This is a genomic window from Acidovorax sp. (assembly GCF_022763525.1).
Lineage (GTDB): Bacteria > Pseudomonadota > Gammaproteobacteria > Burkholderiales > Burkholderiaceae_C > Acidovorax.
Map to the genome: position 1 here is coordinate 1 of NZ_JALEGG010000282.1, position 15,753 is coordinate 15,753.

14 protein-coding genes are annotated in these 15,753 nt (G+C 69.1%); 11 read left to right on the forward strand and 3 right to left on the reverse strand.

The genetic code is table 11. The features are described 5' to 3' along the window. The 9 genes from MRY84_RS21460 to MRY84_RS21500 all read left to right on the forward strand — a co-directional run. Positions 1-684 (forward strand): transporter substrate-binding domain-containing protein (locus MRY84_RS21460; RefSeq protein WP_291507708.1); only part of this gene is annotated, 684 nt, incomplete at its 5' end. A 106-nt stretch (positions 685-790) separates the two neighbouring features. After that, positions 791-1,630, forward strand: a complete 840-nt coding sequence (gene hpnD, locus MRY84_RS21465; RefSeq protein WP_291507709.1) for a presqualene diphosphate synthase HpnD — start codon at positions 791-793, stop codon at positions 1,628-1,630. 4 nt (positions 1,631-1,634) lie between these two features. Further along, positions 1,635-2,501 (forward strand): hypothetical protein, encoded by an 867-nt coding sequence (locus tag MRY84_RS21470; protein WP_291507710.1) that lies wholly within the window; start codon positions 1,635-1,637, stop codon positions 2,499-2,501. Beyond that, complete coding sequence (gene hpnE / locus MRY84_RS21475; protein ID WP_291507711.1) at positions 2,498-3,880, forward strand: hydroxysqualene dehydroxylase HpnE; 1,383 nt, start codon at positions 2,498-2,500, stop codon at positions 3,878-3,880. Before MRY84_RS21470 ends, hpnE begins: the two co-directional genes overlap by 4 nt. A 124-nt stretch (positions 3,881-4,004) precedes the next feature. Then, positions 4,005-5,021, forward strand: a complete 1,017-nt coding sequence (locus MRY84_RS21480; protein ID WP_291507712.1) for a tripartite tricarboxylate transporter substrate binding protein — start codon at positions 4,005-4,007, stop codon at positions 5,019-5,021. Between the two features lie 150 nt (positions 5,022-5,171). Next, entirely contained in the window at positions 5,172-5,855 is a 684-nt protein-coding gene (locus MRY84_RS21485; protein WP_063463203.1) for a response regulator, read from the forward strand. Between the two features lie 132 nt (positions 5,856-5,987). Next, the gene (locus MRY84_RS21490; protein WP_291507713.1) at positions 5,988-7,403 is read left to right on the forward strand and encodes a sensor histidine kinase; all 1,416 of its coding nucleotides are present in this window, start codon (positions 5,988-5,990) and stop codon (positions 7,401-7,403) included. Positions 7,404-7,454: 51 nt separating this feature from the next. Beyond that, positions 7,455-8,495, forward strand: a complete 1,041-nt coding sequence (locus tag MRY84_RS21495) for a tripartite tricarboxylate transporter substrate-binding protein (protein ID WP_291507714.1) — start codon at positions 7,455-7,457, stop codon at positions 8,493-8,495. A 118-nt stretch (positions 8,496-8,613) separates the two neighbouring features. Beyond that, positions 8,614-10,689, forward strand: coding sequence for an IPTL-CTERM sorting domain-containing protein (locus MRY84_RS21500; protein ID WP_291507715.1), 2,076 nt, complete (start codon positions 8,614-8,616; stop codon positions 10,687-10,689). 38 nt (positions 10,690-10,727) lie between these two features. On the opposite strand, the gene MRY84_RS21505 is transcribed toward MRY84_RS21500, so the two are convergent. The 3 genes from MRY84_RS21505 to MRY84_RS21515 form a co-directional block, all read right to left on the reverse strand. Beyond that, entirely contained in the window at positions 10,728-10,940 is a 213-nt protein-coding gene (locus tag MRY84_RS21505; protein WP_291484919.1) for a DUF2788 domain-containing protein, read from the reverse strand. Then, positions 10,937-11,803: a DUF2189 domain-containing protein gene (locus MRY84_RS21510; RefSeq protein WP_291507716.1), complete on the reverse strand. Its 867-nt coding sequence runs from the start codon at positions 11,801-11,803 to the stop codon at positions 10,937-10,939. The genes MRY84_RS21505 and MRY84_RS21510 overlap by 4 nt, the downstream gene beginning before the upstream one ends. A 125-nt stretch (positions 11,804-11,928) precedes the next feature. Further along, complete coding sequence (locus MRY84_RS21515; protein WP_291507717.1) at positions 11,929-12,657, reverse strand: HAD-IA family hydrolase; 729 nt, start codon at positions 12,655-12,657, stop codon at positions 11,929-11,931. A 127-nt stretch (positions 12,658-12,784) separates the two neighbouring features. On the opposite strand from MRY84_RS21515, the gene hemH reads away from it, so the two are divergent. Both hemH and MRY84_RS21525 read left to right on the forward strand, forming a co-directional pair. Beyond that, positions 12,785-13,912: a ferrochelatase gene (gene hemH / locus MRY84_RS21520; RefSeq protein ID WP_291507718.1), complete on the forward strand. Its 1,128-nt coding sequence runs from the start codon at positions 12,785-12,787 to the stop codon at positions 13,910-13,912. Between the two features lie 179 nt (positions 13,913-14,091). Then, positions 14,092-15,753, forward strand: a 1,662-nt coding sequence (locus tag MRY84_RS21525; protein WP_291507719.1) for an ATP-binding protein, incomplete at its 3' end; no start/stop codon positions are given.

Consider the following 15,753-nt stretch of genomic DNA (forward strand, 5'->3'; position numbering starts at 1 on the left):
GAGGAGGTCAAGAAAGAGCTCAAGCGGCCCGACCTGCGGCTGACCTACGTACTGGTCGACGGAAAGAACCGCCTCTCCGATGTGAAGAGCCATGTCGTCGACGTGGAATGCGGCACCACCACCAACACACTGGAGCGCCAGAAGGAAGTCGCGTTCAGCCATCACATCTTCATTGCCACCACGGCGTTCCTGGTGCGCAAGGACTCCGGCATCAAGACGCTGGACGACTTGCAGGGCAAACGCATCGCCGTGGAACGCAAGACCACCAACGACAGCTTGCTCGCGGCCAACGAGCGCACCTACCACCGCAAGTTCACCTACGTGCTGGTCGACAGCACGGAACAGGGCCTGGCCGCCCTCACCCGGGGCGAGGCCGACGCGGTCTTTGCCGATGACGCGGGCCTTTGGAGCCCCATGACCCGACTGGGCAAGGCCATGGGCGATTACCACTTCCTTGAAAAGCGGCTGTCCATCGAGCCCTACAGCATCGGCCTGCGCCGGCAGGACCCCAAGTTCAAGGAACTGGTGGACCACGTAACCCGCCGCATGATCCAGACCGGTGAACTGACGGCCCTGTACAAGAAATGGTTCAACTCCGATCAGGGCCCTTTGCCCATGAACGTCTTCCTGCGTGAGGCGCTCAAGCGGCCCAGCGACGTGGGCGTGGAGCAGATCGCTTTTTGAGGGGACGCAGCCGCCACCGCGCGGCTGCCGACAACGCCCCGAAGGCCGATTTTTGGCAGTCGAAGCGCCGCAGCGCGCCCGGCCCGCCATGGGACAATCCCGCCCCATGACCCCGCAGCAATACGTACAGCAAAAAGCCGTGGCCTCGGGCAGCAGCTTCTATTACGCCTTTCTTTTCCTGCCCGCGCCGCGCCGCGCGGCCATCACGGCGTTCTATGCGTTCTGCCGCGAAGTGGATGATGTGGTCGATGAAGTGACCGACCCTGGCGTGGCCCGCACCAAGCTTGCCTGGTGGCAGGCCGAGGTGGCCAAGGCCTATGCAGGACAGCCCACCCACCCCGTGATGCTGGCGCTCATGCCGCTGGCGGCCGACTACGGCATTGAACAACGCCACCTGCAAGCCGTCATCGACGGCTGCCAGATGGACCTGGAGCAGACCCGCTACCTGGACTTCGCGGGCCTCAAGAGCTACTGCCACCTGGTGGCCGGCATTGTGGGCGAGGTGGCAGCGCGCATCTTCGGCCAGACCGACCCGCGCACCACCGAATACGCCCATACGCTGGGCCTGGCCTTCCAGCTCACCAACATCATCCGCGACGTGGGCGAAGACGCCATGCTGGGCCGCATCTACCTGCCCGTGAACGAGCTGCAGCAGTTCGACGTGAAGGCGCACGAGATCCTCAAGCGCACCTACTCGGACCGATTCACGGCACTCATGCGTTTTCAGGCCGAGCGAGCGCACCGCCTTTATGACGAGGCCCTGGCGCTGTTGCCCGATGCCGACCGCCGCACCCAGAAGCCCGGCCTCATGATGGCCAACATCTATCGCACGCTGCTGCGCGAGATCGAGCACGACAACTTCCAGGTGTTGCACCAGCGCATTCGGCTCACGCCGCTGCGCAAGTTCTGGCTGGCCTGGAAGGTGCAGGCGCTGGGGCGCATGTAGCGCCATGGGTTCCCAACGCACCGCCCCACCGCGCGCCATGGTCTCGCCAGCGCCCTCCTCTTCATTTGCCTGTCGCCCAGCAGCAGCAGGGGCCGTGCTGGCCCTGGCCGCTGTGGGTTGTGCAACGTTTCCGCTGCCCGCGCACGCCTTCTGGGGCTTGCTCGGCAAGGCGGCGAGTGGTGCGGGCAAAGCGGCAGGCAGTGCGGCCGGCAAGACCGCGGGCGCTGCGGGTGCCGCCGGGGCGGCGGGTGAAGCGGCCACGGCGGCGGGCGTTGCCGGCAAGTCGGCCGCTACGCTGGCCGATGAAGCGGCCCGGGCAGGCGGCAAGGCCGCGGGCACGGCCGAAGCGGCGGGCGGTGCCGCCCACGGTTTCAGCGCCGTCAACGCGGCACTGCCGCCGGAAGTGGCTGCGTACCTGGCCAAGCCCGCCGCCAGCCTGACGGGCACCGATACCGCCGCCATGATGGGGCTTTATGAGCGCATGGTGGCGCAGGCGGGCAAGACGGGCGACTTCAGCGTCATTGAGCACATGCCCCAGGTGCACGGTGCCAAAACGCTGCAGCAGCCGGCTCCCGCTGCGCCGCTGTCGGCGTCCACCAAGGGGGGCGCCACGGCAACGCCTGCTGCGCCCTCGCCCTCTTCCCCCTCGTCGCTCTCTCCGTCCGCCGCCGCCGAGGTCAGCCTGGCCGGGGTGCGCCTGTTGGCACATGCCGCCTCGGCCGGCCACCGCGCGGCACAGAATGAACTGCGCACCCGCTGCGCCGACCCTGCCGTGCTGCGCACCGCCCCTGCCGACGTGCAGGCGTCTTGCAAGGCCGCGCTCGCTGCACAGCCCGCCCCGGCGGCCAAACCGCGTCCCGCCGCATCATGAAGGTCGCCGTCATCGGCGCGGGCTGGGCCGGCATGGCCGCAGCCATCGCACACGCGCAGGCCGGCCGGCAGGTCACGGTGTTCGAGGCGGCCCGCGCCGTGGGTGGCCGCGCACGTGCCGTGCCCGCGACGCTGCCCGACGGCAGCTCGGCGGTGCTGGACAACGGGCAGCACATTCTCATCGGCGCCTATACCGAGAGCCTGCGCCTGATGCGGCTGGTGGGCGTGGACCCCGACGCGGCGCTGCTGCGCCTGCCGCTCACCCTGCAGTTCCCCGATGGGCAGGGCCTGCAACTGCCCGACCTTGCACCGCCGTTCGACGCGCTGCTGGGCATCCTGCGCGCCAAGGGTTGGGGCTGGGCCGACAAGCTGGCCCTGCTGCGCACGGCGACCGCCTGGCAACTGCGCGGATTCCGGTGCGCCGCCGATACCTCGGTGGCGCAGCTGTGCGCGCCGCTCACGCCCCGGCTGATGGCGGAGTTCATCGATCCGCTGTGCGTGTCCGCCCTGAACACCCCCGCGCGAGAGGCCAGCGGCCAGGTGTTTTTGCGGGTGCTGCAAGACAGTCTCTTCAGCGGCCGGGGCGGCTCCAACCTGCTGCTGCCGCGCTCAGACTTGGGAAGCCTGTTTCCACAGGCCGCGGCGCACTGGCTGCAGCAGCCCGGCCGCGCCGCCCAGGTGCTCACGGGCCAGCGCGTGCTGCGCATCGAACCCCTCCCAGGCGGGCGCTGGCAAGTCGTGTGCGCCACTACGCCCCCCGCAGCGGAAGTCACCGGTGTGCAGGGCGCAGTCGGTGAAGGCGGCGCCGTCCGCAACGCCGCGCCCCCAGACGTGTTCGACCATGTCACCCTGGCTTGCCCCTCGTGGGAGGCCAGCCGCCTCGTGGCAGGTGTGGCGGGCATGGCAGGGTTGGCGGACGCGGGCCGCTGGAGCGCCCAGGCCAGCAGCCTTCGGTTCGAAGCCATCGCCACCGTGTACGCCCATGCCAGCGGCGCGCGCCTGCCGCAACCGATGCTCGCGCTGCGCAACACGGCCCAACGCCCCGCACAGTTCGTGTTCGATCGAGGCCGGCTCGACGGCCATCAAGGCCTGCTGGCCTTCGTCGTGAGCGCCAGCAACGGCGAGCGCCAGCAGACCGAACAGCAAGTGCTGCAGCAGGCCGCCGAGCAGCTGGCGCTGCCTGGCTTGCAGCCCGTACTGACCGTGGTGGAAAAACGCGCCACCTTTGCCTGCACTCCAGGCCTGCAGCGCCCGGCACAGCAGGTGGTGCCGGGCCTCGGCGGTCTGACGGCCTGCGGCGACTATGTGGACGGCCCCTATCCCGCCACGCTCGAAGGCGCAGTACTCAGCGGCACGGCGGTGGCAGCGCTCGCAGGATGAGGCCTGCAGCCTCGGGAAAACCCCAGGCCGACTGACAGCATTCCGAAAGCCCGCGCCAGCGACCATCGGGGCATTTCAACCCCTAGGCCCATACCATCGGCCAGGCTTTTGGAGACAACACACCATGCTGCCAGACACCTTCCCCTTTCTCTCCTCCCCAACGATCACACGCCGCCAATGGCTGGGCGCGGGGGGCGCGCTGGCGCTGGGCGGCCTGCTGCCCGCCTCCGCCTCGGCCCAGGGAACGTGGCCCAGCAAATCGATCCGCTTTGTCGTGCCGTTCGCCCCCGGTGGCAGCTCCGAAATCGTGGCGCGCTCCACAGCGGCGGAACTGAGCAAGACCCTGGGCCAGAGCGTGTTCGTGGACAACAAGCCCGGCGCGGCCGGCAACATCGCCATGCAGGAAGTCGCCCGCGCCGAAGACCAGCACACGCTGATCCTCGGCCACATCGGCACCCTGGCCGTCAACCCCTACATCTTCGACAAGCTGCCCTACGACGCCAACAAGGACTTCAAGCCCGTGAGCCTGCTGGCCAAGGTGCCCAGCCTGTACGTGGTGCACCCTGACGTGCCCGCCAAGAACCTCAAGGAGTTCATCGCCTACGCGAAGAAGAACCCGGCCAAGCTCAGCTACGGCTCAGCAGGCAATGGCAGCGCAGGCCATCTGGCGTTCGAGTATCTCAAGATGACCGCAGAAATCTTCATGCTGCATGTGCCCTACCGCGGCACCGGCCCGATGATGACCGACCTGCTGTCAGGCCGCCTCGACGCTGCATCGGTGGGCGCCGCGGCCCTGCTGCCGTTCATCAAGTCGGGCAAGGTGCGCTGCATCGCCACCGGCTCCACCCAGCGCCTGCCGCAGCTTCCCGATGTGCCCACGGTGGCCGAGCAAGGCTTTCCGGGCTTCGAGATGACGCAGTGGTACGGGATGCTGGCCCCCGCGAGCCTGCCCAAGGAACACCTGGACAAGCTCGCCGCCGAAACGGCCAAGGCCGTCAAGGCCCCCGACGCGCTCAAGCGCCTGACGGGCGACGCTGCCGAGGCCATTGGAGGGACACCGGAACAGTTCGCGCAGTTCATCGCGGCCGAGCAGACCCGCTGGCAGAAGGTGATCAAACGCGCCCAGGTGAAGCCGGACTAACCCCCAGAGCCGTTTCGGGTCTTCCCCCAAGGGGGACGCCACCCGTGGCCTGGCGAAAGCCAGTTCCACGGTGGCAATGGTCTGGAGTACGCCGGTTGCAACCGCCGGGGGCACAGGGAACTATCGCCGAACGCCAGTAGCATTCCATCCATGCGCATCCTGCTCGCCGAAGACGACCACAACCTGGGCACCTGGCTCAGCCGCGCGCTGGAGCACGCGGGCATTCAGGTGGAATGGGTGAACGATGGACGCTTGGCGGACCGTGCGCTGCAGCAGCATGACAACTACGACGCTCTGGTGCTGGACCTGGGCTTGCCCGGGCTGGACGGCCAGGCCGTGCTGCAGCGCCTGCGCGACCGCGACCAGCGGCTGCCCGCCCTGATCCTGACAGCCCGCGATTCGCTGGACGAGCGCGTGCGCTCGCTCAACGCCGGGGCCGACGACTTTCTGGCCAAGCCGTTCGAGCTGGCCGAGCTGGAAGCCCGCCTGCACGCCCTGGTGCGCCGCGCGCGCGGCAACGAGCACCCGCGTCTGGCCTGCGGCGCGCTGGTGTACGACAACCCGCGCAAGCAATTCACGCTGCACGGCGAGCCCCTGGCCCTGTCGCCGCGCGAGCACGCCGTGCTGCGCGTGCTGGTGCAGCGCAGCGGCGAGCCGTTCTCCAAGCAGCAGATCCTGGACCGCGTGTTCTCTGACGACGAGGACGTGCACCCCGAAGCCGTGGAAGTGTTCGTGCACCGCCTGCGCAAGCGGCTCGATGGCAGCGGCGTGCGCATCACTACGCTCCGCGGCCTGGGCTATGCGCTCGAAGCAAATGATGTGGCTCCCCCCTGAGACGCTGCGCGTCTTCCCCCCTGAGGGGGGACGCCACCCGTGGCCTGGCAAAGCCAGTTCCACGGTGGCACTGGCGTGGGCCACGCGCATGTTCAGGACCGCTCCCTGTTCTTTGCGGCGGAGTCCGCTGCCATGTCTTTGATACAACGTCTGCGCCGCGCCAGCCTGTGGCGCCTGCTGGCCATGCTGCTGCTGCCGCTGCTGGCCGTGGTGACGGGCGTGGAGCTGTGGATGACACGGCACGACGCGCTGGAGGCCGCCAACGCGGCCTACGACCGCTCGCTGCTGGGCGCGCTCAAATCCATTGACGCCAATATCTCCACCGCATCAGGCGGCCTGTCGGCCGAACTGCCCTACACCATGCTCGAATTCTTCGAGCTCACGGCCAGCGGCAACGTGTATTTCCGCGTGGCTTCGTCCGATGGGCTGGTCGAGCTGGGCAATGCCGACCTGCCCCTTCCGCCGGGCCCACTGGAGCCTGACGTGCCTCGCTTTTACGACGCCACCTACTTCGGCGAATCCGTGCGGCTGGCCGCCTACCGCCGCGCGGTGGAAGGCCCCGCACCCGGGGCAGGGGCCGATGCCGGCAGCGTCCTGGTGCAGGTGGCCGAAAGCACCCGCTCGCGGCAGGAGTTCACCCGCCGCTTCGTTCGCCGGGCGGCACTGCGCGACACGCTGGTGCTGGCCCTCATGGTGCTGGGCACCGCCGCCACGCTGGCCGTAGCGCTGCGGCCGCTGGCGCGCGTGGCGCGTGAGGTGGAGGCGCGCAGCCCCGACGACATGACCCCCATGGCGGATACCGACCTTCCCGCCGACATCCGGCCGCTGGTGGCCGCCGCCAACCAGCAGATGGCGCGCACGCAGGACCTGGTGGCGCAGCAGCGACAGTTTCTCGACGATGCCTCGCACCAGCTGCGCACCCACCTCACCACGCTGCAGATGCAGATCGACTACGCCCGGCGCGAAGCCGACGCCGCCCAGGTGCAGCACACCCTGGACGCCATCGGCGGCGAGATCGCGCGCGCCACGCGCAGCACCCAGCAGCTGCTGGCCCTGGGCCGCAGCGACACAGCAGCAGTGGAGCTGGCCCCGTTCGACCTGGCCGCGCTGCTGCGCGCCGTGGCGCTGGAGCTGCTGCCCCGCGCCCGTGCACGGCAGATCGACTTTGGCATCCACACCCCTGCGCCCGAGTTCATGGCCGTGGGCGACAGCGGCCTGCTGCGCGAAGCGCTGACCAACCTGGCGGCCAACGCGATTGCCTACACGCCCGCGCAGGGCACAGTCACGGTGTCGGCTGCGGGCGATGGGCTGGGTTGGAGCGTCAGCGTGGAGGACAACGGCCCCGGCCTGCCCGCAAGCGAGCGCAATGCGCTGGGCCAACGCTACCGGCGCGGTTCGCAGGCGGCAGTGGGTGGATCGGGCCTGGGCCTGGCGATTGCGCGGTCGATTGCCGAACGGCACCGCGGCACGCTGCGCCTGGAAGACCGGCCCGGCGGCCACGGCCTGCTGGCCATCCTGTGGTGGCCACGGCCCCAGCGCCCCGACTGACCGGATACTGCACCATTGGCCGATCCGTTCCTTTCTTCCCCCAGCCCGTCCATGCGTCCCTTTCACACGCACGCCACACATCCCGGTGGCCGTTCCCGCCGGCAAGCCCTGCTGGCGCTGGCCGCAGGGTCGGCCTCGGCCTGGTGGTCCGCAGCGCAGGCGAGCGACGCCTCCACCGAGGCAGCGGAATGTGTGGCCCCATCACGTCCGGGCGGCGGGTTCGACCTGACTTGCGGCCTGGCCGCGCAGGCCGTCCAGGCCGTGCGCCCCAGCCGACCTGCGCTGCACACGCGCTACCTGCCCGGCGGCATTGGCGCCGTGGCGTTCGACCAGATAGCCACCGGCCGGCTGGGCGGGCCGGGCACGCTGGTGGCGTTCTCCAGCGGCTCGCTGCTCAACATCGCGCAAGGCCGCTTCGGCCCCCACCCGGTGAGCGCCGTGCGCTGGATCGCCACGCTGGGCACCGACTATGGCGTGGTGGCCGTGCACCGCGATTCGCCCCACCAGCGCCTGCAGGATGTGGTGGCCGCGCTGCGCAAGGACCCGGCGCGCGTGGTGTTTGGCGCGGGCGGCACGCTGGGCAGCCAGGACTGGATGAAGGCCGCGCTGCTGACGCGCGCCGCTGGGCAAGACCCCAAGCGCATGCGCTTCGTATCGTTCGAGGGCGGCGGCGAGGCGCTCAAGGCCCTGCGCGGCGGCCACATCGGCATCTTCACCGGCGACGCCGCCGAGGCCCGACAGGCCCTGGACAAGGGGACAGCGCTGCGGATCCTGGCGGTGCTGGCTCCGGCGCGCCTTCCCGGCCCGCACGCCAGCGTGCCAACGGCCCTGGAACAGGGTGTAGATCTGCTGTGGCCCACCGTGCGAGGGCTTTACATGGCCGCCAGCACCCCAGACGCCGCCGCGCGTAGCTGGGTGGCGGCTTTCGAGCAAGCCGGAGCCACCCCTGGCTATGCGGCGTTGTGTGGCCGCCACGGTGTTTACCCCTACGTGCTGACAGGCACGGCACTGGACGATTTCGTACGGCGCAGCCTGGATGACTACCGTCGTCTGGTGCAGGAGCTGGGGCTGAGGACCTGGACACGCAGCTGAGCCGGGCCTGCGGCGCAGGCAGAGAGGAGCCATCACGGTAGTTTGTAAGTAAACAGGTAGTTCAAAGGTCCTAGAATGCCCCGCATTCATTAAAAACATTACAACAACGGGGCTATCGATGAAACAACAAGTGTTGCTTGGCACGCTCACTGCCGCGTGCCTGTTTGTGGCCCATCTGGGCAATCTAAGCGCCGCCAGCTGCAATGTCAGCACCAATACCACCAACACCACGCTGAGCCCGCCCTTCATGGGGAGGGACAAGCTGATGGTGGGGCTGTCGGGCGGTGACGCGGCTGCGGCCTCGGCGCCCTTTGACCTGCGCTACCGCTACTTCAACTCCATGCCCTTCAGCACGTACAACCATGCCAATTGCATGCAGAACGTCACGGCGGGTTGTACCGGTTGGTGGGGCGGCTGGCAGGAGACGGGGGTACCCGGCGGGCTGTATGCGACGCGGCATATCCAATCCACCCAGGCAGCTACCTGGCAAGGCGCCCCGCAGCCGCAGATCCCTGTCTTCACCTACTACATGATCCTTCCGGCCTCCGGGTTGCCGGAGGGTCCCTCCGAGGTGGCGGCCATCAATGACCAGACCTTTCTGACCACCTACTTCAACGACTGGCGCTTCCTGCTGCAAAAGATCGGCAACAACCAGGCCATGCTGCACCTGGAGCCGGACTTCTGGGGTTTCGTGCGGGCCTTGAACAGCAACCCGGCCGCCGTTCCGGCCAAGGTCACGCTGAGCAATCCGGCCGATTGCGGCAATGCCGCGCAGTACCCCAACAATGCCGCCGGGTTCGCCCAGTGCATGATCCACATGGTGCGCGTCTACGCCCCCAACGCCACCGTGGGCGTGCACGCCCCCGGCTGGACGTTCAGCCAAGCCGGAGACGCGCAGGCCACGGTCAACTTCCTGCAGGCGCTCGGCGCCGACCAGGGCGACTTCATCGTGAGCGACCCGAGTGACCGGGACGCGGGCTTCTACGAAACCGTGCTCAACCGCCCCGACGCCTGGTGGGACGACTCCATGGCGCAGACCTACCTCGCGTGGATCAAGGCCGTCACCCAGCAGTTGGGCAAGCCTGCCGTCCTGTGGCAGATCCCGTTGGGCAACAGCAATGGCAACAACACCACCAGCCATTACAAAGACAACCGCGTGGAGTACTTCTTCAGCCACATGGGTGAACTGCGCGACGCCAACATTGTGGGGTTGATGTTTGGCGCCGGCGAAGGCCAGCAGACCACGCCCGAGACCGACGGCGGCCTGCTGTATTGCAGCGCCACGCAGGACTACACGCAGGGCCTGGGCGGCCCCGGCCCGGGGATCCAGTCGAGCCTCACGTTCGCCAGCGGCCCCACCACCATCAGCGCGGACGTCAACGCCACGGCAACCCAGGCCGGCACCGGATACTGGCTGCTGGTCCCCCGGTCGGCCAGCGCACCGACCTCGGCGCAGGTGGAAGCCGGGGTCAACTATGGCGCCGTCACCGTGGTGGCCGCGGGCAACCTGCCCCTGGCCGCCAATGTGCCCGGGAGCATCAGCCTGGCGGGCCTGAGCGCGGGTACCCAATACACGCTGTACTTTGCGGCCAAGGACGCGAGCAACAACCTTCAAACTGCGCCCACCAGCCTGGCGCTGACGACCACGGCAACCATCTACACCGCCCCGCCCCCCGTTGGCGGGGGCAGTGTCACGACCGTGCTGACCGGCGGCGGGCCCACCTGCGGCTTCCAGACCGTGGGCTACCAAAGCGTGGGGTCCGTGGGCGCACCGCCACCCCGCGGGCTGGTGTTTCCGTATGGCCTGGTCAACTTCGCGGCGACCAGCTGTACCCCCGGCGGCGCGATCACGGTGACCTTGACCTACCCCAACCCGGTACCGGCCGATGCGCAATTCTGGAAGTTTGGCCCACCCACCGCAGGCGCCCCATCGCAGTGGTACCAGCACCCGGCCGTGATCGCGGGCAACACCGTCTCCTACAGCATCACGGACAACGGCGTGGGCGATCGCAGCAATGTGCTCGGCCAGATCAACGACCCCGCAGGCCTGGCCTTGCCCGGGGTGGCGAGCGTGCCGACCCTCAACGAATGGACCCTGGCCCTGCTGGCGGTTCTGCTGGGCGGATCCGCGGGCTGGGTAGGCTTGCGGCGCGGTGCCCCGGCGACGGCCCGCCGCCGCCACCCTCTGGGTTGATCAGCCGCACAGTGGGCCAAAGCCCGCTGACTGCGCGGTCAGCGCTCCAGCCACCACTGGATCACGACCTTGGCAAGGAAGCCCAGAAATCCCACGCCCAGGCCCAGGAAGAGCACGAAGGTGCCGAACCGCCCGGCCTTGGACTCCCACGCCAGCTGCCCGATGATGAACAGCATGTACAGGATGAACGCACCGACGCCGTAGGTGAGAAAGAAGCCCGCGATCTCGGACTCGCTGAAACCAAAGATCACCGCGCAACCCCGTTGTTGTTCTGCGAGACCGCCGCGGCCTCGCTCGCCGTCGTCTCGCGCTGGGGCAGACCAGAGGCGTCGACCAGGTCGCGGTAGGCATGCCAGCTGGCGTGGCCCAGCATCGGCAGGACGGCCACCAGCCCCAGCAGCAGCGAACCCAGCCCCAGCAGGGTGAAGCCTAGAATCAACGCGGCCCAGAACGCCATTGGCAGCGGGTTCACCACCACGGCCTGCCAGCTGGTGAGCACGGCCTGCAGCACCGTGGTGCGCCGGTCCAGCAGCATCGGCATGGCCACCACGCTGGAAGCAAAGATGGGTGCGGCCATGAGGCTGCCCAGGCCCAGCCAGAGTTCAAACAGCCACCCCTCGCGCGCCATCACCACATGGCGCAGGAAATCGACCGGCGTCTCGATGGGCACCGGCGCCAGCAGCGTGATGAGCGCCGCCGAAGTCATGACCCAGCCCGTGGCAGCCAAGGCCAGCAAGGCGCCGAAGCGCACCATGCACCAGTAGTCGCCGCTCCATTTGTCGCGATGGCTCTTCTGCCAGTTGAGCCAGGCCGTGGTCACCACGCCCAGGTTGGCGGGCTCGCCGCGCTCCAGCGCGCGGCTGAGCGCATACAGGCCCGTGGCCAGCACCGGCGCCACCGCCAGGAAACCCGACAGCGCCCCCGCCAGCAGCCAGAAACGATGGTGCGCCACCGACAGCATGGCGCCACCGACCAGCGTGACCGCCAGCCCATGGGCAAAACTGATCCAGCCCGCACGGGCCATGTCGCGCCAGGCCAGGACCAGCCAGACCATGGGCTGCACCAGGCGGATGGTGCGGACGGGGGGCAAGGGGGGAGGAGGTTTACGGGGCATGGCGGGGGCCGCGCGGGCGACGTGGGAGTGTGGCGTCAACAGTTGACGCGATCAAGCGCGGCAGCGCCAGACCTGCCCAAGTGTTGACCTGGAACAAGAAATACGGCGGCGCGCGCCGCGCAGGGCTAGGCGAACAGCTGGCACAGCGCGGTGAGGCTGCCCACGGTGGCATGCGGGGGCGTGTCGTAGGGCCAGGCGTGTTCGGCGGGGTTGATCCACACCGCCTGCATCCCCGCCTCCATGGCGCCCCGCGCGTCCAGCGTGGCATCGTCGCCCACATGCAGCACCTCGCCCGGCTGCACCTGCAAGGCCTCGGCGGCCGCATGAAAAATGCGGGGGTCGGGCTTGGCCACCCCCAGCACGGCGGCGCTGAAGCTGTGCCGGAAGTAGTGGCCTATGCCGATGTGGTGCACGTCCGCATTGCCATTGGATACCGCCACCAACGGATAGCGCGACGCCAGAAAGCCCAGCGCATCGTGGGTGTCTTCAAACAGCTGCACGCGCTGGCGCTCGGCAAAGAAAAGGTCAAAAGCCGGCTCGGCCAGCGCGCCATCGTCGCCCGCCTGGGTGAGCGCGAGGCGAATGGACTCGCGGCGCAGTGCGCTCAGGTCATGCTGGAGGTCCGGGCGCAAGGTCACCATCTGGTTGCGGATGGCGCGCAGCGATTCGGTGTCGCGGAACATCGCTGCCGTAGCGGGCGCATGTTCCGACAGCCACTGCAGCAGCACCGCTTCCGCGCGCTCGATCGTGGGCCAGATGGGCCAGAGGGTGTCGTCCAGGTCGAGGGTGATGGCTCGGATGCGGCCTACGTCCAGCAATTGCGCCGGGGACAGTGCGGGAGGGTGCAAAGGCATCGGGCGAGAATACCCGACGCCTGCCAGCCCCCTCTTCCAGGCGCGGTATTCCCCCGCGGCCACGCGGGCCACGGGCCGCACTGCCAGCACCGCACCGCGGCCCAAGGTCCTTTGCCACAATGGCGCCATGCGCTCACCCTTTGCCCCCGAACCCTCTTACACGCACGGCCAGCCCGAACGCACCGCCGTGCTGCTGTGCAACCTGGGCACCCCCGACGAACCCACCGCCCCGGCCGTGCGCCGGTACCTGGCGCAGTTCCTGGGCGACCACCGCGTGGTCGAGATACCCAAGCTGGTGTGGCGGCCCCTCCTGCACGGCATCATCCTGCGCACGCGCCCGGCCAAGTCGGCCGCCAAATACGCCAGCATCTGGACGCCCGAAGGCTCGCCCCTGGCGCACTGGACGGCCAGGCAAGCCACGCTGCTGCGCGGCTGGCTGGGCGAGGCCGGGCACGCGGTGCTGGTGCGCCATGCCATGCGCTACGGCAACCCCTCCATCGCCAGCCAGCTCGATGCGCTGAAGGCCGATGGCGCCACGCGCATCCTCATCCTGCCGCTGTACCCGCAGTATTCGGCCACCACCACGGCCAGCGTGTTCGACGCCGTGTACGCCTGGGCCGCCGCCACGCGCAACGTGCCGGAGCTGCGCTTTGTGAACCGCTACCACGATGCCCCAGGCTACATCGACGCCGTGGCCCGCACCATCGAAACCCACTGGAAGCACCACGGCCAGCCCGACCAGCTGGTGATGAGCTTTCATGGCGTGCCCGAGCGCACCCTGCATCTGGGCGACCCTTACCACTGCGAGGCCCGCAAGACCGGCCGCCTGCTCGCCGAACGCCTGGGCCTGCGCGAGGACCGCTTTCGCATCACCTTCCAGTCGCGCTTTGGCAAGGCCAAGTGGCTGGAGCCCTACACCCAGCCCACCATCGAGGCGCTGGGCAAGGCCGGCACGCGGCGCGTGGACGTGGTGTGCCCCGGCTTTACCAGCGACTGCCTGGAGACGCTGGAAGAAATCAACATGGAAGTGCGCGAAGCCTTCCTGCACGCGGGCGGGCAGGAGTTTCACTACATCCCCTGCCTGAACGACAACAACCACTGGATCACGGCCCTCAGCCGCGTGGCCCAGCAGCACCTGGCGGGCTGGCCCACCGAGGCGCCCACCGCCGCGGCCCTGGCCGATGCGCGCAGCCACGCGCTGGCGGGCGGCGCGCCTGCCGAGGCCTGCCCTGCCCACGCGGGCCGCGCCCCTTGAACGCAGCCCTGCGGACTTGAATACTATTGTTTTAATAGCTGCCAGCGCTTGATGGACAAGCGCTAGCGGCCCATTTGACTCAGATATCGCATCGGCACCCGCACACGGCGCACACTGTGGCGAATGCATGCGGCCGATGCCGCCACCGCACAGCGGCCGAGAAAAATCACACGACCACCATGCCCGCCCAAGCCCTCGCCCCCCACCAACTGCGCCTGACCATCGTCCCTGACAGCCTGGGCTTTGCCACCACCGCCGAGCTGCAAGGCCAGCCCCTGCCCTGGATCGGCCAGGAGCGCGCCCAGGCCGCCGCGCAGTTCGGCCTGAACATGCAGCAGCCCGACTACCACCTGTTTGTGCTGGGCGAAGTGGGCAGCGGCCGCGCATCGCTGCTGCGCCAGGCCATGCACGAAGCGGCCGCCCGCCGCCCCGTGCCGCCCGACCTGTGCTACCTGCACAACTTTGACCACCCCGAGCGCCCCCGCGCCCTGCGCCTGCCCGCAGGACAGGGCCGGGAGCTGCGGCAAAGCATGATCGACGTGGCGCGCAACCTGCAGGCCGACATCCCCAAGCGCCTGGCCAGCCCCGACTTCAAGGCCGAGGCCGAGCGCATCCAGCAGCAGTGGCAAGCGCAGGAATCAGCCGCCTTTGCGCAGCTGGACCAGTTTGCGCAGGCGCGGCAGTTCAACCTCTCGCGCGAGGGCGGGCAGATGGTCTTCACCCTCATCGGCGCGCGCGGCCAGCCGCTGACCGAGGCCGAGGCCCGCGCCCTGCCGCCCGAGCGCCGCGCCGAAATCGATGTGGCCGAGCAAGCCCTGCGCGCCGAGATCGGCCGCTTTCTGGACACCATGCGCCCGCTGGAGCGCGCCCGCGACGACGCCGTGGCTGCCCTGCGCCGCCGCACCATCAAGCCGCTGGTGGAACAAAGCCTGCACGAGGTGCGCCAGGGCCTGCGCAAGCAGATCAAGGACGGCGCAAAACTATCGCAATGGCTGGACCGCGTGGAGCGCGCGCTGCTCGAGCACATCGACCTGTTCGAGCCCCTGCACGACGAGCCCGACAGCGACGCCGAGGCCGACCGCAAGGACGCGCTGGACGACCTGCTGGCCCGCTGCCAGGTGAACCTGGTGGTGGACAACAGCGGCCGCACCGCCGCCCCCGTGGTGGTGGAAGACCACCCCACCGCGCGCACCCTGTTCGGCAGCATCGAACACGGCCTCGAAGCCGACGCCCCGCAGGCCGACCACACCAGCATCCTGGCGGGCAGCCTGCTCAAGGCGCACGGCGGCTTCATCCTGCTGCACCTGCAGGACGTAGCGGCCGAAGAAGGCCTGTGGCCGCGTTTGCGCCGCTTTTTGCGCTGCGGCCGCCTGCAGATCGAAGAAGGCGCAGGCGGTGGCGGCCCAGCCGCACACGGCCCCGGCGCGCCCGCCGCGCTGCTGCCCGAGCCCGTCGATGTGGAGGTCAAGATCGTGCTGATCGGATCGGTGGAGGAGTACTACGCCCTGCAAGAGGCCGACCCCGACGCCGCCCGCCGCTTTCGCGCCAAGGTGGACTTTGTGGAGCGCTTTGCCGCCACCCCCGCCACCCGCCAGGCCACCGCCATCTTCGTCGCGCAGACCTGCCACAAGCGCGGCCTGCCCCACTTCAACCCCGCCGCCGTCGCCCTGCTGCTGGAGCAATCCCACCGCGAGGCCGACGACCAGGGCCGCCAAAGCGCCCTCTTCGCCCACACCGAAGCATTGCTCATCGAAAGCGCCGCCCAGTGCCAGCAGCGCGGCGGCACCCTGGTGGACGCCGCCGACGTGCACGCCGCCCTGCGCGCCCGCCGCCTGCGCCAC